We start from the raw sequence: 22,482 nt of genomic DNA, 5'->3' as shown, positions 1-22,482 counted from the left end.
CGATCGTTCTACGGAAGTACGTGGCGCGGCCCGCCGCGCGCCGAGGGCGCTGCGGCGGGCCGGCACAGCGGTCGCGGGCGATTACCAGCCGCGGTTGGCGTAGCGCTCGGTCTCCGGCAGGGTGTCGCAGTTGATGCCGACCATGGCCTCGCCGAGGTTGCGGGAGGCGTCCGCGATGATCTTCGGGTCGTCGAAGAAGGTGGTGGCCTTCACGATGGCGGCGGCGCGCTTGGCCGGGTCGCCCGACTTGAAGATGCCGGAGCCCACGAAGACGCCCTCGGCGCCGAGCTGGCGCATCAGCGCGGCGTCGGCCGGGGTGGCCACACCACCGGCGGAGAACAGCACGACCGGCAGCTTGCCGAGCTCGGCGACCTCCTTGACCAGCTCGTACGGGGCGCGCAGCTCCTTGGCGGCGGCGTACAGCTCGTTGTTGTCGAAGCCGCGCAGCTTGGCGATCTCGTTCTTGATCTGGCGCAGGTGGCGGACGGCCTCGACGACGTTGCCGGTACCGGCCTCGCCCTTCGAGCGGATCATGGCCGCGCCCTCGGCGATGCGGCGCAGGGCCTCGCCCAGGTTGGTGGCGCCGCAGACGAAGGGGGTGGTGAAGGCCCACTTGTCGGAGTGGTTGACCTCGTCGGCCGGGGTCAGCACCTCGGACTCGTCGATGTAGTCGACACCGAGCGACTGGAGGACCTGGGCTTCGACGAAGTGGCCGATCCGCGACTTGGCCATCACCGGGATGGAGACCGCCTCGATGATCTCCTCGATCATGTTGGGGTCGGACATGCGGGCCACGCCGCCGTCCTTGCGGATGTCGGCCGGAACCCGCTCCAGAGCCATGACGGCCACCGCGCCGGCGTCCTCGGCGATCTTGGCCTGCTCGGCGTTGACCACGTCCATGATCACACCGCCCTTGAGCTGCTCGGCCATGCCGCGCTTCACCCGGGCGGTGCCGATCTGCGGCTGGTCTGCGGTGGTGGGGGTGGTGGACACGTGAGACCTCACTCGAAGATGAACCAGTGCTATCGCCCTATGGTAGGCGGAACGGGTGACCCGACCATGCGCCACCAAGTCCAGCCCGGACGACGGGATGCGACAAACGGGCCGTATCCGAGCACAGCCTAGGCGGGCGCCCCCTCGGGCGTGAGAGCGGGCGGCGCGGCATCGTCCATCTCGAACGCCAGCGGGAACGGCGCCTTCCCGGCAAGCCGGAAGTACCGCACCAGACGGTGCTCGCGCACCGCCCGGGCCGCCCGCACCGCGTCGTTGTGGAACCGGCGGGCCATCGGCACCCGGCGCACCGCCGCCGTCAGGTCCCGCACCGCGTCCTCGCCGCCCGGCTCGGCCACCAGCGCCGCCACCTGCTCCGGCTCGGCGAGCACCGCCCGCAGCGCCAGGCTCAGCTGGCTCTCCGCCACCTCACGCTGCTCGTCCTCCGCCTGCCGGGCCGCGTGCGCCGCGTCCAGCAGCAGCAGCGAGGCCGCCGGGTCCAGCAGCGAGGAGGTGGCCAGCTCCATCGCCACCGAGGCGCGACGGACCAGCTGCGCGTCCAGCGCCGCCCGTGCGGCGTCGATCCTGGCGTGCAGCCGGTCCAACCGACCGGCCGTCCAACTCAGGTACATGCCGAAGAGCACCACGGCCACGCCGGCCCAGATCCAGGTAGTCACGGGGCGCAACGCTACCGGGTGTCACCGGTTCACCCCTGCGCGCTCGTGCTGCGGTAAGCGTCACGGTCGATGTCGGCGACGTAGACCGCGGTGTACAGCCGGGTGCCCGGCGCCGGCGCGACGTGCTCGGCCAGCAGCGCCAGCACGCCCTCGCTGAGCGCCGCCTTGGCCTCCGGTGTACGGCCGGGGAAGATCTGGAACTCGACGTACAGCTGCGCGTCGACCCCCTCGCCCTCCCCCACCACGACGTCGTCGTTCTGCCGGAACAGCGTCTTGCACGCCTCCGGCTTCGCGTCGATCGTCCGCACCGCGAGCCGGTTGATCGCCACGCCCAGCGCCCGGCGGTCGAAGGAGCCGGCAAGGCTCGGCGAGTAGTCGACGGATATCTGCGGCATCGGTGCCCCCATGCGTCACGCCCGTTACGGTCGACCGACCCTAACCCCGCCGACGCCCCGGAAAGTCCCGGCCGACCGGTTTCAGTCCCGGGCCAGCCCGAACCGGCCGCGCCGACCGCTGCGCACGTCCTCCTCGACCACCGCCGCGGCCCCCGACACCACCGTCTCGTACACCGACAGGATGTCCGCGCCGACCGTCGACCAGTCGAACCGCCGCACGTGCCGGGAGGCCGCCTTCCGCAGTTCCTCCAGCCGCGCCGGGTCACCCAGCAGCCGCAGCGCCGTCCGGGCCAGCGCGTCCGCGTCCTCCACCGGGAACAGCTCGCCCGCTTCCCCGCCGTCCAGCACCTGCTTGAACGCGTCGAGGTCGCTGGCCAACACCGGGGCGCCCGCCGACATCGCCTCGACCAGGATGATCCCGAAGCTCTCGCCGCCGGTGTTCGGCGCCACGTACAGGTCCACGCTGCGCAGCAGCCGGGCCTTGTCCCGGTCGCTGACCATGCCGAGGAACTCCACCTGCCGGCGGACCTCCGGCGCCAGGCCCGCGACGGCCTCCTCCTCGTCGCCCTTGCCCGCCACCAGCAGCCGCACGCCCGGCCGCTCCGCCAGGATCGTCGGCAGCGCCGCCAGCAGCGTCGGCAGGCCCTTGCGCGGCTCGTTGATCCGGCCGACGAAGCCGATCGTGCCCGGCTCGCCGTCCCTCGCGCCGCCGCTCCAGCGCTGGTCCGGCTCGGCCTCCGCGAAGAAGCCGACGTCCACGCCGTTCGGGATCACCACCGCGTCCCCGCCCAGGTGCTCCACCAGCGTCCGCCGGGCGTACTCCGACACCGCGATCCGGGCCCGCATCTTCTCCAGACCCGGCTGCAGGATCGGCGAGGCCGCGATCATCGCCCGCGAGCGCGGGTTGGAGGTGTGGAACGTCCCTACCATCGGCCCGGACGCCGACCAGGCGGCCAGCATCGACACGCTCGGCGCGGCCGGCTCGTGCACGTGCAGGATGTCGAACCGCCCCTCGTGCAGCCACCGCCGCGTCCGCGCCGCCGACAGGACGCCGAAGCTCAGCCGCGCCACCGACCCGTTGTACGGCACCGCCACCGCCCGCCCGGCCGAGACCACGTACGGCGGCAGCGCCTCCTCGTCCTCGGCCGGCGACAGCACCGACACCTCGTGGCCCAGGCTGATCAGGTGCTCGGCCAGGTCCCGGATGTGGAACTGCACCCCGCCGGGGACGTCCCAGTCGTACGGGCAGACGATGCCGATCTTCACGGGTTCCTCATGCTCCTTCGGAATGCTCCTGCGCAGACACCGGCAGACACCGGCGGGGCGGCCAGGGCTCGGCGCCCGGACTTCAGCTCCCGGCCCCGAGGCCCGGGCTCAGGACCCGGAGGCCTCCGCCGCCGGCTCGCCGGCCGGCTCCGGCACGGCCGCCCGGGCCGCCTCGGGACGCGGTCCGGCCGCCTCCCCCACCGTCTCACGGACCGGGAGGTCGGCCAGCCAGAACCGCTGCAGCATGTGCCAGTCCTCGGGGTGCTCGCGGATCCCCTGCTCCCACACCTGCGCCAGCGCCTGCGTCATCGCCTGCGTCCGCTCCTTGCGGTCGCCCTCCTGCGGCACCGGCACCTCGGGGTGGATCCACGCCCGCAGCACCGGGCCGTCGTACCAGAGCGTCACCGGCAGCAGCGCCGCCCCGGTCCGCTGGCACAGCGCCGCCGGACCGGCCGGCATCCGGGTCGCCTCCCCGAAGAACGACACCTCGACGCCCGCCTCCGAGAGGTCCCGGTCCCCCACCAGGCAGACCAGCCGACCCTCGCGCAGCCGTCGCGCCAGGGTGCCGATCACGTTCACCCCACCACCGGTCAGCGCCAGGACCTCCATGCCCTGGCCCTCCCGGAACTCCACGAACCGGTCGAACAGCCGCTCCGGCTTCAACCGCTCCGCGACCGTGGTGAACGGGAAGCCCTGCTGCGCCACCCAGGTGCCCGCCAGGTCCCAGTTGCCCATGTGCGGCAGCGCGATGATCGCACCCCGCCCGGCCTCGATCGGTGCCCGCAGGTTCTCCAGGCCCTCCGACTGGACGTCCCGGGCCACCCGGTCCGGGCTCCAGACCGGCAGCCGGAACGACTCCATCCAGTACCGCAGGTACGAGCGCATCCCGGCCCGGGACAGCGCCCGCATCCCCGCCTCGTCCAGTCCGGGACGGACCCGCCGCAGGTTCGCCTCCAGCTGGAGCACCCGCTTGCCGCGCCGCCGCCAGGCGTAGTCCGCCAGCCCGTCGAACAGGCTCCGCGCCACCCGCTCCGGCAGGTGCTTCAGCACCGCCCAGCCCAGCGCGTACGCCCAGTACACCAGTCGGTCCGTCACCGCAGGACGCCCCCCATCAGCTCCCGGCCGCCGCTCGGTCGGCCTCGAACGCCTCCCGGCGCACGGTCAGCATCCGCTGGAACACCGTCACCAGGCTGCCCGCGGCCACCAGCCACAGCGCCACCGGCAGCAGCCACTCCACGTACGGCACCCCGAACTTGTGCAGACCCGCGACCCCGGCCGCCACCAGGCTGGCCACCAGCCGCTCGGCCCGCTCCACCAGCCCCGACACGTCGCACGGCAGCCCCTGGCTCTCCGCCCGCGCCTTGGTGTAGGACACCACCAGACCGCTCGCCAGGCAGAAGATCGCCACCGCGCACAGCAGGTTGTCGTCCCCCTTGCCCGCGTACCACATCGCCAGTCCACCGAAGATCGCCGCATCCGCGACCCGGTCCAGCGTGGAGTCCAGGAACGCCCCCCACCTGGTGCTCCGGCCCAGCTGGCGGGCCATGTTCCCGTCCACCAGGTCCGAGAAGATGAACAGCGTGATCGTGATGGTGCCCCAGAAGAACTCCCCACGCGGGAAGAACACCAGCGCACCGGCCACCGAACCGGCGGTACCGATCAGCGTCACGGCGTCCGGGCTCACGCCCAGCCGGATCAGGAACGCGGCGAACGGGGTCAGAACACGTGTGAAGAAGGCACGCGCGTATTTGTTGAGCATGGCCTTCCCGACCGCTCCGAATCTCCTGGTACCCGCCTGGCGCAACTCGCGCGGCAGACGGCCGGACGGATCAGCCCGCCCGGCGCACCCATCGTAGCCAGGCCGGGGACACGCTCCGTCGCACGCACCGCCCGACGACACACCAGCCGCACCCGCACACACGGACGGTCACCGGGTGGCCGCACGACACGCGCCGTCCCGAGACCCGCACCTACACTTTCGAAAGACAGCCCCGGCGCGAGGGGAGGAGACCCCGATGCCCGACCGCAGCACGGCACGAGCCGCCCAGGCACCCGCCGTCACCGGCCCCCGGGACCTGCGCAACGTCGTCCTCATCGGCTCCAGCGGTGTGGGCAAGACCACCCTCGCCGAATCCCTCGCCCTCGCCGCCGGCGCCACCGGCCGGGCCGGGCGCGTCACCGACGGCACCACCGTCTCCGACCACGAGGACATCGAGCACCAGCAACAGCGCTCCGTCCAGCTCTCGCTGCTCCCACTCGAATGGAAGGGCGTCAAGATCAACCTGATCGACCCGCCCGGCCACCCCGACTTCACCGCGGACCTGCGCGCCGCCCTGCACGCCGCCGACGCCGCCGTCTTCGTCGTCTCCGCCACCGACCCGGTCACCGCCCACACCCGCGCACTGTGGCGCGAATGCGCCGCCGAAGGCATCCCGCGCGCCGTCGCCGTCGCCAAGCTCGACCTCGCCCGCACCGGCTTCGACGACATCCTCAGCGCCTGCCACGACGCCTTCGACCTGGGCCCCGACACCCTCCGCCCGCTCTTCCTGCCCGTCCTGCACGACGGCCACCCCGACGGCAGCATCGACCTGCTCACCGGCGACACCTACGGCCAGGCCACCCCGCCGCCCGACACCGGCCCCGCCCACGACAGCCTCGTCGAAGCGATCTCCGGCCAGGACGACACCCTCATGGAGCGCTACCTCGACGGCGACACCCTCGACACCGACGCCCTCGAAGCCGGCCTGCGCCGCGAAGTCCTCAGCTGCACCCTCCACCCCGCCGTCCCCACCAGCGAGAACGGCCTCGGCGCCGCGGAACTCCTCGACCTCGTCGTCCACACCTTCCCCGACCCCACCGAACGCACCCGCCCCGCCCCCGCCTGCGACCCCGACGCCCCGCTCGCCGCCCAGGTCGTCCGCGTCACCGGCGACACCTACGTCGGCCGGATCAGCCTGCTGCGCGTGTACGCCGGCACCCTGCGACCCGACACCCGGATCCACCTGTCCGGCCCCGCCCACACCGGCGACCAGAACGGCGACGAACGCGTCACCGCCCTCACCAGCCCGTTCGGCAAGCTCCAGCGGCCCGTCCCGCACGCCGTCGCCGGCGACCTCGTCTGCGTCGCCAAGCTCACCACCGCCCGCGCCGGCGACACCGTCCACGACCCCGGCCACCCCGTGGTCCTCGACGGCTGGCGCCTGCCCGAGCCCCTGCTCCCGATCGCCGTCGAGGCCCACGGCAAGGCCGACGACGACCGGCTCTCCCAGGCCCTCGCACGCCTCACCGCCGAGGACCCGGCACTGCGCCTCGAACAGAACCCCGACACCCACCAGCTCGTCCTCTGGTGCACCGGCGAGGCCCACGCCGAGGTCGTCCTCGACCGCCTGCGCACCCGGCACGGCGTCCACGTCGACACCGTCGAACCCAAAGTCGCCCTCCGCGAGACCTTCGGCACCGCCGCCGCCGGCCACGGCCGGCTCGTCAAGCAGTCCGGCGGCCACGGCCAGTACGCCATCTGCGACCTGGAGGTCGAACCCCTCCCGGCCGGCTCGGGCTTCGAGTTCCAGGAACACGTCGTCGGCGGCGCCGTCCCCAAGCACTTCATCCCCTCCGTCGAGAAGGGCCTGCGCGCCCAACTCGCCAAGGGCGTCGTCACCGGCCACCCGCTCGTCGACGTCCGGGTCACCCTCACCGACGGCAAGGCCCACTCCGTGGACTCCTCCGACGCGGCCTTCCAGACCGCCGCCGCCCTGGCCCTGCGCGACGCCGCCGAACACGCGGTCATCCGCCTGCTCGAACCCGTCGCCGCCGTCACCGTCCTGCTGCCCGACGACTACCTCGGCGCCGTCCTCGGCGACCTCTCCGCGCGCCGCGGCCGCGTCCTCGGCACCGAGACCGGCGGCCCGGGCCTGACCCTGCTGCGCGCCGAGGTCCCCGAGCTCGAACTCGTCCGCTACCCGATCGACCTGCGCTCTCTCACCCACGGCACCGCCGAGTTCTCCCGCGCCTACCTGCGTCACGAACCCATGCCCGCCGCCCTCGCCGACCGCTACGACGACTGAGCGCCCCGGGCCTGTCCGGCCGATCCTGCCGGACCGGCCCTACACCGACGAAGCGGCGCCCGGACGGTGCGGCAGCGCGCACGCCGCCGTGCCACCCGGCATCCGGTGCCGGTTGCGCGCCACCCAGCGGTACGCCAGGCCCGCCACCGGCCGCACCGGCGCCAGCGCCAGCACCGCCCCCAGGTACGCCCACGCACCGCCCGAGCGCATCAGCAGCCGCGCCACCGCCTGCGCGCCCCCGTACACCCGGCCCGCCGGCGTCACCCACAGCACCTCGCGCTCCGCCCGCTCCGCGGTGACCTCACCCCGCCCGCCCGCGCGCGCGTCCAGCGCCGCCAGGTCCGCGAACTGGAACGGCACCGCCTCCCAGCCCCCCGAGGCCAGCGTCTGCCGCAGATGGCGCTCCCCCCACCGCACGCAGGACGAGCAGAACGAGCAGTCCCCGTCGAACACCAGCACCGGGTCCATCGCCTGGGCTCCCTTCCTCGCCGTCGTCACCATCGTGCCCCATCCCCCGCCCGTCGTCCCCGACGGGTATCGACCCGCCCGAAGCTGGGCATCATGCCTCTCAAGCCGAACGCGGCCCGATCGTGACGGCACTTCAGACGATCATGCGCGCGGCGGCACCACGGCACGATAACCTGCCGCTGACAAGGGGAGGAGGGGACGCCACCGTGACCACACTGGACATGACCCCGGGTGCGCAGATACCCCGGACCGACGCCGGACCGCAGACCGGAGTCACCCCGGCTCTCTCCTCGGCCGCGTACCGCGACGGCAAGATCGAGGACTTCGTCGGCAAGGTCACCGCCGCGACCCACAAGAAGCCCAGGTTCAAACTCTTCGAGGCCAACCTCGGTGAGGCGTTCAGCGCCGCCGTCATCTCCCGCACCATCGGCGCCGGGCGCAAGCCGATCGTGCCCTCGTTCGGCACCGACACCCGCCAGATCGTCGAACACTGCCTCGCCGCCCAGGAGTTGCGGGCCGCACGCGACCGCAAGCTCACCGTGGTCACCCTGCTCTTCGGCCTGCTCGCGCTGCCCGGTACCCTGATCTGGATCGGCGCGTTCTACCTGCGCATCTACCTCATGAAGGGCAAGACCCTCCAGGACGAGCTCTACGGCAGCCTCGCCCTCCTGGCCGCGGCCGTGGTCTCCGTCCTGTTCCTGGTCAAGCCCCCCGTCCACGGCCCGCTCGGCGTCTACCTGCGCGTCTCCATGGTCCCGCCGATCATCGGCTGGATCCTGGCCCGACGCATCGTGCTGCGCTCCACCAAGGAGTTCCGCGAACGCTGGCTGGCCCTCGTCGAGGGCAACTCCGTCGCCGCCACCGTCGCCAAGGCCGTCCCCCGCGACGACCTCGACAAGAAGGCCGTCGACCTGCGTGACAAGCTCGCCCGCATGGAGGCCGAGCAGGAGACCAACGTCCAGCACTACGCCGGCCCCAAGGGCATCCTCGGCGTCGGCAAGCGCTGGGGCGAATGGCGCCTGGTCGACGTGATGCGGCCGGCCGCCGGGCACTCCGACTTTCGCGCCTTCCACCCCTGGGACCTGGTCCGGAAGATCTCCTCGCACCTCAAGGGGCTCGCCGTCAGCGAGGTCGCCAACAGCGGGATGACCAACATCACGGTCAAGCAGTGGGCGGTCCTCGAAATCGGCGAGAACGCCGACGAGATCTCCCGCCCCGGCAACGCCGACATGGACGGCGACCGGATGCGCGACTTCGCCCTCCAGACCATCGCCGACAAGCAGACCTTCGCCGGCGGCGGCCCCCGGCACTACCTCGCCACCCAGTTCATCACCTTCGACGGCAAGCTGATCATCACCTTCACCGTCACCGTCACCCTGCTCGCGAACACCCTCACCGTCACCGTCGCCGGCTACGCGCTCGGCCCGGTCAACGGCGTCTTCGGCGACAAGCCCTCGCCCAAGGAGAAGACCGTCCAGAAGACGGGCAAGTTCTGGGAGGAGCGCACCGTCCAGCTCCCCCTGATCGACAACGACGAGGTGATCCGCCAGGCCCTGCGCGCCCCGTTCACCCGCGCCCCCGGGCTGCTCTCCTGGCTCGGCGGCGGCCTGGGCCTGCCCGAGCCGTTCGGCTTCCGGCACGCCTGGGCGAGTCCGCCGTGGGGCAGCCGCTTCATGACGGACAACGCGCTCAACGCCTCCGTCCCGGTCCTCGGCGCGGTGCACGCCGCCACGCTGGAGTTCCTGGAGGAGCACGACCTGGACACCGACCGCTTCAAGAACCGCGCCTCGATCATCAAGTCCGAGGCCCAGGGCACCCGCCCGTACAAGGTCGACCAGTTCGAGTAACCCCGCACCGATGCCGAAGGGGCCCGTCACCGACTCAGCGGTGACGGGCCCCTTCGGCGTTCCCGGTCAGTCCTGCGGCCAGGCCTCGGCCAGCATCTTCCGGGTGTCCGCCAGCAGTTGCGGCAGCACCTTGGTGTGGCCGACCACCGGCATGAAGTTGGTGTCCCCGCCCCAGCGCGGCACCACGTGCTGGTGCAGGTGCGCTGCGATCCCGGCACCGGCCGCCGCGCCCTGGTTCATCCCGATGTTGAACCCGTGCGCCCCCGAGGCCGCCCGCAGCGCGGTCATCGCCCGCTTGGTGAAGTCGGCCAGCTCGGCCGTCTCCGCCTCGTCCAGGTCGGTGTAGTCCGCCACGTGCCGGTACGGGACCACCATCAGGTGGCCGCCGTTGTACGGGTACAGGTTCAGCACCGCGAACACGGCACCGCCGCGGGCGACGACCAGCCCGTCCTCGTCGCTCAGCGCGGGGATCGAGCAGAACGGACAACCGTCGTCCGGAGCCGGGCCGGTGGGCTTGTTCTCACCCTGGATGTACGCCATCCGATGGGGGGTCCACAGGCGGCGGAAGCCGTCCGGCTCGCCGACGCCCCGCTGCAGTTCCGGCTCAGTCGTCATGCTGATCAGCATATTCGCCCGGCGCTGCTTGCAAAGCCGCGCGGGGCGGACTCATCGAGAGCCCGCCCCGCGCACCCCCGCTCAGGCGGGGAACGGTGTCACACCTGGACGCGGTTCTTCACGGCGTCCACGATCTCGGCGACGGCATCCGCCACCGGCACGCCGTTCTTCTGCTCGCCGTTGCGGTAGCGGAACGACACCGCGCCCGCCTCGACGTCGTCGTTGCCGGCGATGAGCATGTAGGGGGTCTTGGCCTTCTGCGCGTTCCTGATCTTCTTCTGCATGCGGTCGTCCGAGGTGTCCACCTCGACCCGGATCCCGTGCTTCTTCAGCTCGGCCGCGACCTCCAGCAGGTACGGGACGTGCTCGTCGGTGATCGGGATGCCGGTGACGGTGACCGGGGCCAGCCACGGCGGCATGGCGCCGGCGTAGTGCTCCAGCAGCACCGCGAAGAACCGCTCGATGCTGCCGAACAGCGCCCGGTGGATCATGACCGGCCGCTGACGCGAGCCGTCCGCCGCCGTGTACTCGAGATCGAAACGCTCGGGGAGGTTGAAGTCGAGCTGGATGGTGCTCATCTGCCAGGTACGGCCGATCGCGTCCCGCGCCTGCACCGAGATCTTCGGGCCGTAGAAGGCCGCGCCGCCCGGGTCCGGAACCAGCGGCAGCCCCTGCTTCTCGGCCACGCTCGCGAGGACGGCGGTGGCCTCCTCCCACGTCTCGTCCGAGCCGACGTACTTCTCCGGGTCCTTGGTCGACAGCTCCAGGTAGAAGTCGGTCAGACCGTAGTCGCGGAGCAGGTTCAGCACGAAGGTGAGCGTCGAGTCGAGCTCGTCCGCCATCTGCTCGCGGGTGCAGTAGATGTGCGCGTCGTCCTGCGTGAAGCCGCGGGCCCGGGTCAGGCCGTGCACGACGCCGGACTTCTCGTAGCGGTACACCGTCCCGAACTCGAAGAGGCGCAGCGGCAGTTCACGGTACGAGCGGCCGCGCGCGTCGAAGATCAGGTTGTGCATCGGGCAGTTCATCGGCTTGAGGTAGTAGTCCACTCCCTCGTCGAGCTGCATGGGCGGGTACATACCGTCCGCGTACCAGTCGAGGTGGCCGCTCTTCTCGAAGAGCTTCCCCTTGGTGGCGTGCGGGGTGTAGACGAACTCGTAGCCCTCTTCCTCGTGCCGCTTGCGCGAGTAGTCCTCCATGGCGCGACGGATGATGCCGCCCCTGGGGTGGAAGACGGCGAGGCCGGAGCCGATCTCCTCGGGGATGGAGAAGAGGTCGAGCTCGTTGCCGAGCTTGCGGTGGTCGCGCTTCTCGGCCTCGACCAGGAAGTCGAGGTGGGCCTTCAGCTCGTCCTTGGTCGGCCAGGCGGTCCCGTAGATCCGCTGCAGCATCGGGTTCTTCTCGCTGCCGCGCCAGTAGGCGGCCGCGTTGCGCATCAGCTTGAACGCCGGGATGTTCCGGGTGCTGGGCAGGTGCGGGCCGCGGCAGAGGTCGCCCCAGCACTGCTCGCCGGTCTTGGCGTCCAGGTTGTCGTAGATGGTGAGCTCGCCGGCGCCGACCTCGACGTCGGCGCCCTCGCCGGCGGTGGCGGCGGAGCCCTTGAGGCCGATCAGCTCCAGCTTGTACGGCTCGGCGGCCAGCTCCTCGCGGGCGGACTCGTCGGTGACCACGCGGCGGGAGAACTTCTGCCCGCGCTTGATGATCTCCTGCATCTTCTTCTCGATGGCCTTGAGGTCATCGGGGTGGAACGGCTTCTCGACGTCGAAGTCGTAGTAGAAGCCGTCCTTGACCGGCGGGCCGATGCCGAGCTTGGCCTCGGGGAAGAGCTGCTGCACGGCCTGGGCCATGACGTGCGCGGTGGAGTGGCGCAGGATGTCCAGGCCGTCCTTGCTGCCGATCGCGACCGGCTCGACCTCCTCGCCGTCCTGGAGGACGTAGGCGAGGTCCTTGAGCTGGCCGCCGACGCGGGCGGCGATGATCGAGCGGTCGTCGGCGAAGAGCTCGGCGGCCGTAGTGCCCGTCGTCACCACGCGCTCTTCCCGATCGGGTTCGCGGCTGATGATTACCCGGACGTCCGTCACCGGTCTCTCCTGACGTGCTGGATTCAGAGGACGCAACACTGCGCTGCGCGTGACGATGGTACCGAGCGCGTCACCCCGGCCGTGCACCTACGCCCCCGCTGCCCCTTCCGCAAGGCCGTCCCCGAGCCCTTCGCCCAGCCCTTCACCGAGGGACTTCAGCAGCCGCTCGCGCTCGGCGTCCTCCCAGCCGCACAGTTCCAGGCCCTGCGGGCGGGTGAGCCGGCGGAAGCCGCCGCGGCTTTCCAGCCGGCCGGAGACCCGGACCGGCAGGCCCGCGAGGTGGGCCTCGGCGGCGAGCCGGTAGTCGGGGTCGGGCAGCCGGAGCTTGAGTTCGCGGACCTCGGCGCCGCCGAGCACGCGCAGCCGTACCGCGCCCGGTCCGGCCGGGTCGGCGCGCTTGAGCCGGACGACCACGCCGACGACGGTGACGGCGACGGCGGGCTCGATCCGTTCCAGCAGTTCGGCGGCCTCGGCCAGGGCGGGCAGGTCGCCGGGAGAGAAGTCGAGGACGACCCGGCGGTCCCCGAAGCCGCCCGGGGTCCCGGCGGCGGCCGACCAGGCGACCGCCAGTCGGGCCGCCGTCGCGCCGCGGACCAGGTCCTCGACGGACTGGACGAGTTCCCGGCTGACCCCGGCCTGGACGGCGTTCTCGAAGGCCTCGGGCCCGCCGCTGACCCGGCGGTAGTCGACGGCGTCGCGCAGCGCCTCCAGGGCGCGGACCAGGGTGGTGACGGCGGCCCGGCCGTCGGGGGCGGGGGTGTAGGCGGTGAGGGCGGCGCCCTGCTCGACGACCAGGACGCGGTCCAGGAAGTCCCCGGCGTAGGCGTCCAGCCGGGCCCCGAAGTAGGCGGCCGTGGCCCGGCCGGCCTTGGCCCCGGCGGCGAGCATCGCGCGGGCCGCCCGCTGGAGCCGCTCGGCGTCGTCCCAGGAGGTGGCCTCGGCCGGTCCGGTCGGCTCCCGGTGCCAGCGCAGTTCGTCGCCGGGGACGGCGAGCGCGAGCAGGATGGCGCCGGCGGAGGGGGTGGACGAGCGGGACAGCGCGGTGACGGCGTCGGCGAGGAGGTCGACGGCGTCGTCGAAGCCGTCCCCCGCGGGGACGAGCAGGCTGGTGCCGGACTCGTCGTCGGGGGGCGTCCAGCGGCCGTAGCGGGCGGCGGGGCCGCCACGCCGGACCCAGCCGTGCCGGGCGAGCAGGGTGGCGAGCACCGCCGGGTCGACGGCGGCGGGGTCGGGCAGGGCCTGGACCGGCTCGCCGGGTGCGTGCGGCGGTGTCATGGGTGCTGCTCCTCGCTGCCGGGGGCCGGGGCCGGGCCGGGCGGTCACGGGCTGCCGCCGGCGCCGACCCGGGCCATGATGTCGCAGAGCGCGCGGTCGTCGAAGACCTTGCCGGTGGGCACCCGGACGTTGGTGCGCCGTTGCCCGGTGACCGGGTGGCCGGCCAGGTTGACCCAGTAGCAGCAGTGCCGCAGTTCCAGCGCGTCCGGGCGGGCGTGCAGCCAGCGGTCGACCCGGCGCGGCAGCAGCATCACGACCAGGATGCGGGGCACGGCGACCCTCGCCCGGGCGAGCTTGCGCAGGTGGTCGTTGTCGAGGGTGAAGCTGAAGAACGGCCCGGCCGGGTCGGCTGCGATCTGCTGGGTGGCCTTGAGCTGGATCTTGATGGTGACCTCGTCGTCCACCTCGTGGGCCCGGGAGCCGTGGCTGACCTGCCAGTCGATGCCGTTGTCCGGAAACGGCTGGGAGAGCGAGCAGCCGGCCGCGGCGGCGACCGCGTGCAGGTAGCCGACCTGCAGCGTCTCCATGCACGCGGTGACCGCCAGGTTCCCCCGAAGAACGGCCGCCGCCTCCTCGGGCTGCGGCTGCGTCAGTGCCATCGCCCCGTGGCCTCCCCCGGCTCCGGGCCCGTCCGGGTTCGAACGGGACGTCCCGGACCCAAAGGCAGGATCCCCGGCCGGGCCTGCGCCAAACGGTTGAACAGGCGTCAGAACCGGGTATCAATCGGGCGCGGAACGTTTCGCCTGAGGGGCAGTCATGCAGCAGCACTGGTACACCGGCCCACTCGCCTCCTTCGACACTGAGACCACCGGCGTGGACGTCGAGACCGACCGGATCGTCTCGGCCGCCCTGGTCGTCCAACTCGCGCCGGACGGACCGGTGCGGACCACCACCTGGCTCGCCGATCCGGGTGTCCCGATCCCGGACGGCGCGCGGGCGGTGCACGGCATCACCGACGAGCACGCCCGGACGCACGGCCGCCCGATCGGCGTGGTGGTGGCCGAGGTCACCCGCGCGCTGGCGGACCAGGCGCGGGCCGGGCACCCGGTGGTGGTGATGAACGCGCCCTACGACCTGACGCTGCTCGACCGGGAGCTGCGCCGCCACCACGGGCTGGCGCTGGCCGGCGGGCTGGGCCCGGACGGGCTGGTGGTGCTGGATCCGCGGGTGCTGGACAAGCACGTGGACCGCTACCGCAAGGGCCGCCGGACGCTGACCGACCTGTGCGCGCACTACGGCGTGGAGCTGGCCGGGGCGCACGACGCGGCGGTGGACGCGACGGCGGCACTGACGCTGACCCGGCGGATAGGCGCCCGCTACCCGGCGGCGCTGGGCGGGCTGACGGCGGCGGAGCTGCATCTGCGCCAGGAGGTCTGGCACGCGGCGCAGGCGCGGGGGCTGCAGAACTGGTTCGACCGGTCGGGGACGCCGGAGCGGGTGGACCTGTCCTGGCCGCTGCGGCCCGCCCGGTGCGGTTGCGGCCGCCGGCTGGAGCCCGAACACGGCTGCGAGGCGGCGGCGTAGCGGTGGCCGCCGGGCACCGGCTCCCGAACGTGCCGCAGGCCCTGACCGGTTTCCTGGTCAGGGCCTGCGTGCTGTCCGGTGGGCGATACTGGGATCGAACCAGTGACCCCTTCGGTGTGAACGAAGTGCTCTCCCGCTGAGCTAATCGCCCGGGCAACGAGAAGAACTGTAGCACCATTTGGCGGTCGTCGTACAACTCGTCCCTTCCGGGGTACCGCTGGCGCACCCGCAGAACTCGCGCTCCGCACGGAAGATGACTGAGCCTCAGCCGCATTCCGGGTGGTTCTCCGGGGGATTCCGGAAATACACGTGAGGCCCAGCCGATAATCGGCTGGGCCTCACGTATCACCATGCATTCCGGTGGGCGATACTGGGATCGAACCAGTGACCCCTTCGGTGTGAACGAAGTGCTCTCCCGCTGAGCTAATCGCCCGGGTGCAGGGAAAACATTACCGCATCCCGGAGGGTGGTCCGAACACCCCGGTCGGCGGCCGCCCCCGCTCCCGGGTCGCTCAGCTCTCGCCCGCCTGCCAGGGGACGACCAGGCCGTAGCGGGCGACGTACCAGCCGCCGATCCCGACGAGCGCGACGAGGCCGATCGCGGTGACGGTGAGGTTGCGGCGGCGCACCCGCGGGTCCATGGCGCGCTGGGCAGCCTCGGCGACCTTGCGGCGGGTCCAGCGCAGTGCCAGCTGGGCCCAGACGAACTCGGTGGCCCAGATCCCCATGCCCAGGAAGATCACCACCCAGCCGGGGCCGGGCAGCGGCAGCATGATCACGCCGAGCACGACCACGGCGAGGCCGGCCAGGAAGATCACCACCTGCCAGGTGAGGTGCAGCGGCCGTGAGCGGCGGACGAACGCCGGGGCGCGGGAGCCGACCGCCCGGCCGCCGTCGACGGCCGCGGAGCCGGCTGCGTCATCCGCCGTGACCGCTTCACCCGTTCCCGTGTTCTTGCCGGTCTTGTCGTTTCGCACAGTCATGCCAGGAAACTAACCGAGAAGCGGCCCGGTAATGCCCGACCCCTCGGCTCCGGGACGATTCCGCAATGCGCCGTAAGGGGTACGACTCGCGCCCGAATCGGGACAGAGGGGTTTACATCGGTCTTGGGGGTGGGATGGTCCGTTCGCCGACGTGCGATTCCCCGAGCGCACACTGAGCGAAAGGCCATGGCGCTTATGAACACCACGGTCAGCTGCGAGCTGCACCTGCGCCTCATCGTGTCCAGCGAGTCCTCACTGCCCGTCCCCGCGGGCCTGCGCTACGACACCGCCGACCCCTACGCCGTGCACGCCACGTTCCACACGGGCGCGGACGAGACCGTGGAGTGGGTGTTCGCCCGAGATCTCCTTGCGGAGGGGCTGCACCGACCCACGGGCACCGGCGACGTCCGGGTCTGGCCGTCGCGCAGCCACGGGCAAGGGGTGGTCTGCATCGCGCTGAGCTCTCCGGAAGGAGAAGCCCTGCTGGAGGCCCCGGCCCGGGCGCTTGAGTCGTTCCTCAAGCGGACGGACGCCGCGGTGCCCCCCGGCACCGAACACCGCCACTTCGACCTCGACCGGGAGCTGTCCCACATCCTCGCTGAAAGCTGACCCCGTCCGGAGGCAGTCACGCCCCGCCGTCAGCGGGGTCGCTACCTCCTGCCGTCACCGCAGCCGTCCTACTCGGGGGCACGGCAGCAGACTCAGCCGCGCACGACGCGGTCTCGGGGCCGGTGAACGGCCCGCTCCCACCGGTGCGGGTCCGCGACACCGCAGGCGCCCGGCACCGAGGCCGGCCATCCATACGGGTGGCCGGCCTCGGTGCCGGGCGCCGTCGCCTTTCCGGATGCTTCTGCGCGAGCCCGTCCGGCCGGACGAGGCCCGACGGCGGGGCCCGACGGAGAGGCCCTGACGGAATCCGTACAGGTCTTCGAAAGAACCCACCGCCCTTCCGCCGCACGGCCCGGTATGGTCTGGGGTAACCGTGGACCGGGGTACCGGAGTCCCCTGCGCGAGGAGTCCCCAACGTGCTGATCACCCATGACACCGAGTGCGCGCTGAGCATCCTCGTCGAGCTGCTCAACACCGCACCCGAGGTGTGCGGCACCGAGAAGCTGCCGGACGTGGCCGCGCTGGACGCCTTCGTGGTCCGCCAGGAGATCAGCGAGATCGACTCGCTGACCGAGGACGACCTGCGCAAGGTGCAGCAGCTGCGCACCCGGCTGCGCGAGGTGTTCCGGACCGAGTCCACCGCGGAGGCCGCCGAGCTGGTCAACGGGATCGTCGCGGCCGCCGGTACGACGCCGCGGCTGACCAACCACGACCACCACGACTGGCACATCCACTACTTCGCTCCGCACGCCGCGCTGGGTGACCACCTCGCCGCCGAGCTGGGCATGGCGCTGGCCTTCATCCTCATGGCGGGCGAGCGGGAGCGGCTGCGCCGGTGCGAGGCACCGGACTGCGCGCGGGTCTTCGTGGACCTCTCCCGCAACCGCTCCCGGCGCTACTGCGACAGCCGCACCTGCGGCAACCGGCTGCACGTCGCCGCCTACCGGGCGCGACAGCGCTCGGCGGAGGCCGTGCCCTCCGTCTGACGCCGCCCCGCCCTCCCCCGCGGGGTTCAGATGCCGCGCTTGCGGAGGATCTCCTCGATGTCGGTGAAGTCGCCGAGGCCGTCGTCCCGCTTGCCCGCCGCCGGCTTCTTCGGCGGCGCGGAGGCCACCGCCGGGCGCTCGGGCGCCGCGGCAGCCGGGCGCTCCGGCGCGGAGTCCACGGCGCCCCGGCGGCCCACCCAGCGGGTGGTGACCAGCAGGACCGCGGAGACGCCGAGCAGCACGATGCCGGTCCAGACCCGGGGGTCGAACACCAGCTTCGTGGCCCAGGCGGCGAACTCGCTGCCGATCGTCCGGGCCACCGGGAACAGGCCGGTCAGGTAGAGCCCCACCGGTATGAGGGCCACCGCCAGCCAGCGGGTCGCGGACAGGAAGCGCCGCCGGTAGGCCCGCAGACCGGCGACGGCCACCCCGCCCGCCGTGAGGGCGAAGCTGATCGCCGCGGTCAGCACGGCTGCACCCCTTCGTGTCCGGTCGTCCTGGTCATCACTGCCTCCCTGTCGGCCTTCGCAGGGGCGCACCGTCGGCCGGAGCGGGCGCCCACTAGTGAAACACTGGGGGAATGATCGATGGTTCCCTCCCCCGGCTCGAGTTCTGGTGCGACCTCCAGTGCCCGGACTGCCGCACCGCGCTGGACGACGTACGGGCGCTGCGCGTGCAGTACGGCGACGCGCTGCCCGTCGAGGTCCGACACTTCCCCCTGGAGAAGCACAAGCACGCCTACGCGGCCGCGGAGGCCGCCGAGGAGGCGTTCGCGCAGGGGTTGGGCTGGCCGTTCGTGGAGGCGCTGCTGGCCCGGGTCGAGGAACTGGACGCACGGGGGCAGCAGGTGCTGCTGGAGGTGGCCCGGGCGGTCGGGGTGGACGCCGAGGAGGTCGACACCGCGCTGATCGACGGGCGGCACATGCTCACCGTGGACGCCGACCAGGCCGAGGGCCGGGCGATCGGTGTCACGGGCACGCCGACGTACGTGATCGGCGGGACGCGGTTGGACGGCGGGCAGAGCCAGGACGGCCTGCGGGACCGGATCGTGGCCGTCATCGAGGCGGCGAAGGCTTCCTGACGACATGTCGGGTCACAGCGACTTTCCGTAGATGCGATTGGTGACCCGGTAGCCGAGCGAGGCGTACAGCCGGATCGCGACCTCGTTGTCGGAGAAGACGTTGAGCCCGAGGTTGTGCACCCCGGCGGCCAGGCACTCGCGTTCGGCGAGCAGCATCAGCGTCCGGCCGTGTCCCCGGCCCCGGTGGGCCGGGGACACCTCGACGACCATCACCCAGGCCAGCGGCTCGCCGCCCGGCAGGTCGCGCAGGTGGAGGTCCACCCAGAGCGAGCCGAGCGGCTCGGACCCGCCGGCCGCGCGCAGGCGGCGCAGGACGACACCGGGGCTGTCGGCGCCCTGCGGGAGCTGGCGCAGGTGGTCGAGGTGCGACTTGGCGCGGGCCTGCTCCTCGCTGAGGCCGGACTCGACGAGCGAGCGGATGTAGCCCTCGGCGGTCCCGTCGAGCCAGGCCGGGAACTCCGCGGGCCCGATCCGGTCGGCGGTGACGCCGGTGGGCAGGGCGGGGGCGGCGGTCAGCCGCTTGGCCAGGTTCCGCATCCGCTCGGTGTAGCCGAGGGTGGCGGCGAGCGCCCGGGCGATCCGTGCCGGTTCGGGGATGTTGGCATCCACCCGGGTGCAGCCCCAGCCGCGCAGCACCTCCTCCGCGGCCAGCGCGCCGAACGTGCCGCGGCCCCGGCCGCGGCCTTCTCTGACTTCCAACTCTGCTATCTCGCCCCAGAGTTGGCTGCCGTGCGGGACAGCGGTGGTGCGCAGCGCGCCGACCTGGCGGCCGTTGGCGCAGATCTGCCAGCGCCTGGTGCGGCCACCGGCGGCGGTGGGTGTCTCGGGGCCTTCGGGGCGCAGCGTCGTGGTCATGTGGTGGTCCCTTCCCCGCGCCCGGAGCCCTATGCCCGTGTCGCCGCTGCGCGCCGCCGGTGCGGCGGCCGGTTCTTCCGGCGCCGGGCGGGGGTCACGGGTCGAGGTCGTCGCCGCTGCGCTCGGCGAAGACGGCCATGGCCTTGGTGGTGACGGGGCCAACGCCGGGCAGTTCGCGGTCGTCCACCCGGGTGACGGCCTGGACGTCGCGGGTGGTGGAGGTCAGGAAGACCTCCTCGGCGTCCTGGAGGGCGCTCAGCGGCAGGTCAGCCTCCTCGGCGCCGCACCAGTCGATGACGAGCTGCCGGGTGATGCCGGCCAGGCAGCCGGAGGCGAGGGCGGGGGTGAGCAGGCGGCCGCCGAGGACGACGAAGACGTTGGAGCCGGTGCCCTCGCAGAGCAGGCCGGCGGTGTTGGCGAACAGGGCCTCCGAGGCGCCGGCCCGGTGGGCGGCGGCCAGGGCGACGACGTTCTCGGCGTACGAGGTGGTCTTGAGGCCCGCGACGGCGCTGTGCTCGTTGCGGCGCCACGGGACGACGGCGGCGGCGGTCTCGTCGGGGCGGCGGTTGATCGCGCCGAGGGCGACGACGAGGGTGGGGCCGGTGGTGCCGCGCTCGGAGCCGAGCGGGGCGTTGCCGCCGGTGTACGTGACGCGCAGGCGGCCGAGCGGCGCCGGGTTGGCGGCGAGCACCTGGGCGCAGGCCTCGCGGACCAGGTCGTGGTCGGGGTCGGGCAGGCCGAGGCCGCGGGCGGAGCGGGTGAGCCGGTCGAGGTGGCGGGTGACCGCGAAGGCCCGGCCGTCGGTGGCCTTCATGGTCTCGAACACCCCGTCGCCGGTGGTGAGTCCGTGGTCGAGGACCGAGATTGCGGGGTCGGTGGAGTCGACGAGCGTCCCGTTGACCCAGCTGGTGGTCGGGTTCGGCATCGAGGGCTGCTCCTAGGGCGAGGGTGGGGGCGGTGCGTGCGGCCTATGCCCCGGTGGGGTCGGATTCGCTGCCCGACGCTATCGCGACCAGGCGGGCGGCCTTCAGTTCGGTTTCCGCCCACTCGCGGTCGGGGTCGGAGCCCCAGGTGATGCCGGCGCCGGTGCCGAAGCGCAGGACGGGGACCTCGGGGTCGGCCCGGTCGAGCCAGAAGGTGCGGATGCCGACGGCGAGTTCGCCCTCGCCGCGGTCGGCGTCGACCCAGCCGACGGCGCCGCAGTAGGGGCCGCGCGGGGCGGTCTCCAGGGCGTCGATGATCCGCAGCGCACTGGACTTGGGGGCGCCGGTGACGGAGCCGGGCGGGAAGGTGGCGGCGAGCAGTTCGGGCCAGCCGGCGCCCTCGCGCAGGGTGCCCTCGACGGTGGAGACCAGGTGGACCAGGCCGGGGTGCTTCTCGACGGCACAGAGGTCGGGGACGGTGACGCTGCCGGTCGCGCAGACCTGACCGAGGTCGTTGCGGACCAGGTCCACGATCATCACGTTCTCGGCGTGGTCCTTGTCGAGGAGGTCGTCCTCGGTGCGGCCGGTGCCCTTGATCGGGCCGGAGGAGACGGTGCGGCCGGTGCGGCGCAGGTACAGCTCGGGCGAGGCGGTGGCGATCTCGACCCCGTGCTCGGGCAAGCGGATGGTGCCGGCGTAGGGGGCGGGGTTGCCGCGGGCGAGGAGGCCGGTGAGGGCGTCCACGTCGCTGCGGGCCGGGTCGGGCAGCGGCGCGGACAGTACGCGGCAGAGGTTCGCCTGGTAGACCTCGCCGGCGGCTATGTGCTCGCGGATGCGGCGTACGCCCGCGGTGTAGGCGGCCCGGTCCAGGGAGCTGTGCCAGCCGCCGGCCTCCGGTCCGCGCCAGCCTGCCCCTGAGGGCGGCGCGGGGGCGGGGCGGACGTCGTCGAAGCGGGCGCAGGTCAGCCGGCCCTCGAAGTCGTAGGCGACGGCCCAGTAGCCGGTGGAGTCCAGGGCGGCCGGGTCCGAGGTGACGTCGCGCAGACCGGTGGCCAGGCGGCCGCCGAATCGGGCGAGCGGGGTGCGGGGGTCGATGGGGCCGGACACGGTTCTCCTGCGCGGTCGTGCTGGGCGGCGGTGCCTGAAGTGTAGGTCGGAGGTGCGGGCCCGGCCCGGGGCGTGAGCACCGGCGGGCGTCGCACGGGTGTGCGCCGGGTGACCGGCGGATGATCGTCCGGAAGCGCCGCAGGTGGCGGCCGGTGACCGGCTCCGGGGGTCGACGGGGAGGTGCTCGACGGGCATCCCCTCGGCACGCTGCGGGAACGGATTTTTAGCTGGCCCGGGAATCCGCTAGAGTTCAACACGTCGCCAGGGAGCGCAGCCGAAGAAAAGCGGTGAAGATCCCGGGAGACAGGCGGACGTGGCTCAGTTGGTAGAGCATCACCTTGCCAAGGTGAGGGTCGCGAGTTCGAATCTCGTCGTCCGCTCGATGAGGAACAGTGTAAGATCGTTCCTCGTGTGTTGCCTGGTGGAGTGGCCGAGAGGCGAGGCAACGGCCTGCAAAGCCGTGTACACGGGTTCAAATCCCGTCTCCACCTCCAAGAGGTTCGACCGGTTCCACCGGAAGACCTCCCCGCGCGATTAGCTCAGCGGGAGAGCACTACCTTGACACGGTAGGGGTCACTGGTTCAATCCCAGTATCGCGCACGTCGGATCCTTCGGGGTCTGCTGCAGGACCGCCACACCAGGCGCGATTAGCTCAGCGGGAGAGCACTACCTTGACACGGTAGGGGTCACTGGTTCAATCCCAGTATCGCGCACGTCGGATCCTTCGGGGTCTGCTGCA

22 protein-coding genes and 6 tRNA genes are annotated in these 22,482 nt (G+C 72.5%); 10 read left to right on the top strand and 18 right to left on the bottom strand.

Annotation, left to right across the window (positions count from 1 at the left end; genetic code table 11):
* Window positions 1-81: 81 nt before the first annotated feature.
* The 6 genes from pdxS to pgsA all read right to left on the bottom strand — a co-directional run bounded on the left by pdxS (window position 82) and on the right by pgsA (window position 5,087).
* Window positions 82-993 carry a pyridoxal 5'-phosphate synthase lyase subunit PdxS gene (pdxS, locus tag ACIOJE_RS15560; RefSeq protein WP_063346811.1) on the bottom strand — a complete coding sequence of 304 codons (912 nt, stop codon included), beginning with the start codon at window positions 991-993 and terminating at the stop codon, window positions 82-84.
* Between the two features lie 128 nt (window positions 994-1,121).
* The gene (locus ACIOJE_RS15555; protein ID WP_280683028.1) at window positions 1,122-1,622 is read right to left on the bottom strand and encodes a hypothetical protein; all 501 of its coding nucleotides are present in this window, start codon (window positions 1,620-1,622) and stop codon (window positions 1,122-1,124) included.
* Between the two features lie 74 nt (window positions 1,623-1,696).
* Window positions 1,697-2,062: a 5-carboxymethyl-2-hydroxymuconate Delta-isomerase gene (locus ACIOJE_RS15550; RefSeq protein WP_400776575.1), complete on the bottom strand. Its 366-nt coding sequence runs from the start codon at window positions 2,060-2,062 to the stop codon at window positions 1,697-1,699.
* An 81-nt stretch (window positions 2,063-2,143) separates the two neighbouring features.
* Window positions 2,144-3,328, bottom strand: coding sequence for a glycosyltransferase family 4 protein (locus ACIOJE_RS15545; RefSeq protein ID WP_400776573.1), 1,185 nt, complete (start codon window positions 3,326-3,328; stop codon window positions 2,144-2,146).
* A 108-nt stretch (window positions 3,329-3,436) separates the two neighbouring features.
* Window positions 3,437-4,423, bottom strand: coding sequence for a phosphatidylinositol mannoside acyltransferase (locus ACIOJE_RS15540; protein WP_400776571.1), 987 nt, complete (start codon window positions 4,421-4,423; stop codon window positions 3,437-3,439).
* 16 nt (window positions 4,424-4,439) lie between these two features.
* Window positions 4,440-5,087: a phosphatidylinositol phosphate synthase gene (gene pgsA / locus ACIOJE_RS15535; RefSeq protein ID WP_280682988.1), complete on the bottom strand. Its 648-nt coding sequence runs from the start codon at window positions 5,085-5,087 to the stop codon at window positions 4,440-4,442.
* 256 nt (window positions 5,088-5,343) lie between these two features.
* On the opposite strand from pgsA, the gene ACIOJE_RS15530 reads away from it, so the two are divergent.
* A complete protein-coding gene (locus ACIOJE_RS15530) occupies window positions 5,344-7,392 on the top strand; it encodes an elongation factor G-like protein EF-G2 (RefSeq protein ID WP_400776568.1) in 2,049 nt (682 codons plus the stop codon).
* A 39-nt stretch (window positions 7,393-7,431) separates the two neighbouring features.
* Here the strand turns inward: ACIOJE_RS15530 and ACIOJE_RS15525 are convergent, their stop codons facing one another.
* Window positions 7,432-7,860 carry a thiol-disulfide oxidoreductase DCC family protein gene (locus tag ACIOJE_RS15525; RefSeq protein ID WP_400776566.1) on the bottom strand — a complete coding sequence of 143 codons (429 nt, stop codon included), beginning with the start codon at window positions 7,858-7,860 and terminating at the stop codon, window positions 7,432-7,434.
* Window positions 7,861-8,066: 206 nt separating this feature from the next.
* Between ACIOJE_RS15525 and ACIOJE_RS15520 the strand changes: the two genes are divergently transcribed.
* The gene (locus ACIOJE_RS15520; RefSeq protein WP_280682994.1) at window positions 8,067-9,707 is read left to right on the top strand and encodes a hypothetical protein; all 1,641 of its coding nucleotides are present in this window, start codon (window positions 8,067-8,069) and stop codon (window positions 9,705-9,707) included.
* A gap of 66 nt (window positions 9,708-9,773) precedes the next feature.
* On the opposite strand, the gene ACIOJE_RS15515 is transcribed toward ACIOJE_RS15520, so the two are convergent.
* The 4 genes from ACIOJE_RS15515 to ACIOJE_RS15500 all read right to left on the bottom strand — a co-directional run bounded on the left by ACIOJE_RS15515 (window position 9,774) and on the right by ACIOJE_RS15500 (window position 14,274).
* Complete coding sequence (locus ACIOJE_RS15515) at window positions 9,774-10,334, bottom strand: HIT domain-containing protein (protein ID WP_280682997.1); 561 nt, start codon at window positions 10,332-10,334, stop codon at window positions 9,774-9,776.
* A gap of 86 nt (window positions 10,335-10,420) precedes the next feature.
* Window positions 10,421-12,400 carry a threonine--tRNA ligase gene (gene thrS, locus ACIOJE_RS15510; protein WP_280682999.1) on the bottom strand — a complete coding sequence of 660 codons (1,980 nt, stop codon included), beginning with the start codon at window positions 12,398-12,400 and terminating at the stop codon, window positions 10,421-10,423.
* A gap of 87 nt (window positions 12,401-12,487) precedes the next feature.
* Window positions 12,488-13,675 carry a hypothetical protein gene (locus ACIOJE_RS15505; protein ID WP_280683001.1) on the bottom strand — a complete coding sequence of 396 codons (1,188 nt, stop codon included), beginning with the start codon at window positions 13,673-13,675 and terminating at the stop codon, window positions 12,488-12,490.
* Between the two features lie 44 nt (window positions 13,676-13,719).
* The gene (locus ACIOJE_RS15500; protein WP_280683003.1) at window positions 13,720-14,274 is read right to left on the bottom strand and encodes a DUF4365 domain-containing protein; all 555 of its coding nucleotides are present in this window, start codon (window positions 14,272-14,274) and stop codon (window positions 13,720-13,722) included.
* A 157-nt stretch (window positions 14,275-14,431) separates the two neighbouring features.
* On the opposite strand from ACIOJE_RS15500, the gene ACIOJE_RS15495 reads away from it, so the two are divergent.
* Complete coding sequence (locus ACIOJE_RS15495; RefSeq protein WP_280683004.1) at window positions 14,432-15,199, top strand: 3'-5' exonuclease; 768 nt, start codon at window positions 14,432-14,434, stop codon at window positions 15,197-15,199.
* Window positions 15,200-15,278: 79 nt separating this feature from the next.
* Here the strand turns inward: ACIOJE_RS15495 and ACIOJE_RS15490 are convergent.
* From ACIOJE_RS15490 to ACIOJE_RS15480, 3 genes are all read right to left on the bottom strand, one after another.
* Window positions 15,279-15,350 (bottom strand) — tRNA-Val (locus ACIOJE_RS15490).
* Window positions 15,351-15,560: 210 nt separating this feature from the next.
* Window positions 15,561-15,632 (bottom strand) — tRNA-Val (locus ACIOJE_RS15485).
* Between the two features lie 79 nt (window positions 15,633-15,711).
* On the bottom strand, window positions 15,712-16,182 hold the full coding sequence (locus ACIOJE_RS15480) for a TIGR02611 family protein (protein ID WP_280683005.1): 471 nt from the start codon (window positions 16,180-16,182) through the stop codon (window positions 15,712-15,714).
* A gap of 195 nt (window positions 16,183-16,377) precedes the next feature.
* On the opposite strand from ACIOJE_RS15480, the gene ACIOJE_RS15475 reads away from it, so the two are divergent.
* Both ACIOJE_RS15475 and ACIOJE_RS15470 read left to right on the top strand, forming a co-directional pair.
* Complete coding sequence (locus ACIOJE_RS15475) at window positions 16,378-16,791, top strand: SsgA family sporulation/cell division regulator (protein WP_030056266.1); 414 nt, start codon at window positions 16,378-16,380, stop codon at window positions 16,789-16,791.
* A 416-nt stretch (window positions 16,792-17,207) separates the two neighbouring features.
* Window positions 17,208-17,777 carry a CGNR zinc finger domain-containing protein gene (locus ACIOJE_RS15470; protein ID WP_280683006.1) on the top strand — a complete coding sequence of 190 codons (570 nt, stop codon included), beginning with the start codon at window positions 17,208-17,210 and terminating at the stop codon, window positions 17,775-17,777.
* A 26-nt stretch (window positions 17,778-17,803) separates the two neighbouring features.
* Here ACIOJE_RS15470 and ACIOJE_RS15465 read toward each other — a convergent pair whose 3' ends face one another.
* On the bottom strand, window positions 17,804-18,247 hold the full coding sequence (locus ACIOJE_RS15465) for a hypothetical protein (protein ID WP_280683008.1): 444 nt from the start codon (window positions 18,245-18,247) through the stop codon (window positions 17,804-17,806).
* Window positions 18,248-18,357: 110 nt separating this feature from the next.
* Here ACIOJE_RS15465 and ACIOJE_RS15460 point away from each other — a divergent pair, with 110 nt between their 5' ends.
* On the top strand, window positions 18,358-18,858 hold the full coding sequence (locus ACIOJE_RS15460; protein WP_400776558.1) for a DsbA family protein: 501 nt from the start codon (window positions 18,358-18,360) through the stop codon (window positions 18,856-18,858).
* A gap of 12 nt (window positions 18,859-18,870) precedes the next feature.
* Here the strand turns inward: ACIOJE_RS15460 and ACIOJE_RS15455 are convergent, their stop codons facing one another.
* The 3 genes from ACIOJE_RS15455 to ACIOJE_RS15445 all read right to left on the bottom strand — a co-directional run bounded on the left by ACIOJE_RS15455 (window position 18,871) and on the right by ACIOJE_RS15445 (window position 21,743).
* The gene (locus ACIOJE_RS15455; protein WP_400776556.1) at window positions 18,871-19,713 is read right to left on the bottom strand and encodes a GNAT family N-acetyltransferase; all 843 of its coding nucleotides are present in this window, start codon (window positions 19,711-19,713) and stop codon (window positions 18,871-18,873) included.
* A gap of 94 nt (window positions 19,714-19,807) precedes the next feature.
* A complete protein-coding gene (locus ACIOJE_RS15450; RefSeq protein ID WP_400776553.1) occupies window positions 19,808-20,638 on the bottom strand; it encodes an aminotransferase class IV in 831 nt (276 codons plus the stop codon).
* A gap of 43 nt (window positions 20,639-20,681) precedes the next feature.
* Window positions 20,682-21,743, bottom strand: a complete 1,062-nt coding sequence (locus ACIOJE_RS15445) for a chorismate-binding protein (protein WP_280683015.1) — start codon at window positions 21,741-21,743, stop codon at window positions 20,682-20,684.
* A gap of 307 nt (window positions 21,744-22,050) precedes the next feature.
* On the opposite strand from ACIOJE_RS15445, the gene ACIOJE_RS15440 reads away from it, so the two are divergent.
* The 4 genes from ACIOJE_RS15440 to ACIOJE_RS15425 all read left to right on the top strand — a co-directional run bounded on the left by ACIOJE_RS15440 (window position 22,051) and on the right by ACIOJE_RS15425 (window position 22,456).
* Window positions 22,051-22,123 (top strand) — tRNA-Gly (locus ACIOJE_RS15440).
* Between the two features lie 40 nt (window positions 22,124-22,163).
* A tRNA-Cys gene (locus ACIOJE_RS15435) sits at window positions 22,164-22,237 on the top strand.
* A gap of 34 nt (window positions 22,238-22,271) precedes the next feature.
* Window positions 22,272-22,343: transfer RNA gene (locus ACIOJE_RS15430), tRNA-Val, on the top strand.
* A 41-nt stretch (window positions 22,344-22,384) separates the two neighbouring features.
* A tRNA-Val gene (locus ACIOJE_RS15425) sits at window positions 22,385-22,456 on the top strand.
* Window positions 22,457-22,482: the final 26 nt, after the last annotated feature.

The sequence above is a fragment of the Kitasatospora sp. NPDC087861 genome (assembly GCF_044742585.1).
Taxonomy (GTDB): domain Bacteria; phylum Actinomycetota; class Actinomycetes; order Streptomycetales; family Streptomycetaceae; genus Kitasatospora.
Note: the sequence above shows the minus strand (reverse complement) of the source record. Positions and strands in the feature narration are given on the sequence as shown.

Coding starts and splice junctions, on each gene's coding strand:
- ACIOJE_RS15555 (WP_280683028.1), bottom strand. CDS start 1,622: ATGTACCTGAGTTGGACGGCCGGTCGGTTGGACCGGCTGCACGCCAGG.
- ACIOJE_RS15550 (WP_400776575.1), bottom strand. CDS start 2,062: ATGCCGCAGATATCCGTCGACTACTCGCCGAGCCTTGCCGGCTCCTTC.
- pgsA (WP_280682988.1), bottom strand. CDS start 5,087: ATGCTCAACAAATACGCGCGTGCCTTCTTCACACGTGTTCTGACCCCG.
- ACIOJE_RS15530 (WP_400776568.1), top strand. CDS start 5,344: ATGCCCGACCGCAGCACGGCACGAGCCGCCCAGGCACCCGCCGTCACC.
- ACIOJE_RS15525 (WP_400776566.1), bottom strand. CDS start 7,860: ATGGACCCGGTGCTGGTGTTCGACGGGGACTGCTCGTTCTGCTCGTCC.
- ACIOJE_RS15515 (WP_280682997.1), bottom strand. CDS start 10,334: ATGCTGATCAGCATGACGACTGAGCCGGAACTGCAGCGGGGCGTCGGC.
- ACIOJE_RS15505 (WP_280683001.1), bottom strand. CDS start 13,675: ATGACACCGCCGCACGCACCCGGCGAGCCGGTCCAGGCCCTGCCCGAC.
- ACIOJE_RS15500 (WP_280683003.1), bottom strand. CDS start 14,274: ATGGCACTGACGCAGCCGCAGCCCGAGGAGGCGGCGGCCGTTCTTCGG.
- ACIOJE_RS15495 (WP_280683004.1), top strand. CDS start 14,432: ATGCAGCAGCACTGGTACACCGGCCCACTCGCCTCCTTCGACACTGAG.
- ACIOJE_RS15480 (WP_280683005.1), bottom strand. CDS start 16,182: ATGACTGTGCGAAACGACAAGACCGGCAAGAACACGGGAACGGGTGAA.
- ACIOJE_RS15475 (WP_030056266.1), top strand. CDS start 16,378: ATGAACACCACGGTCAGCTGCGAGCTGCACCTGCGCCTCATCGTGTCC.
- ACIOJE_RS15460 (WP_400776558.1), top strand. CDS start 18,358: ATGATCGATGGTTCCCTCCCCCGGCTCGAGTTCTGGTGCGACCTCCAG.
- ACIOJE_RS15455 (WP_400776556.1), bottom strand. CDS start 19,713: ATGACCACGACGCTGCGCCCCGAAGGCCCCGAGACACCCACCGCCGCC.
- ACIOJE_RS15450 (WP_400776553.1), bottom strand. CDS start 20,638: ATGCCGAACCCGACCACCAGCTGGGTCAACGGGACGCTCGTCGACTCC.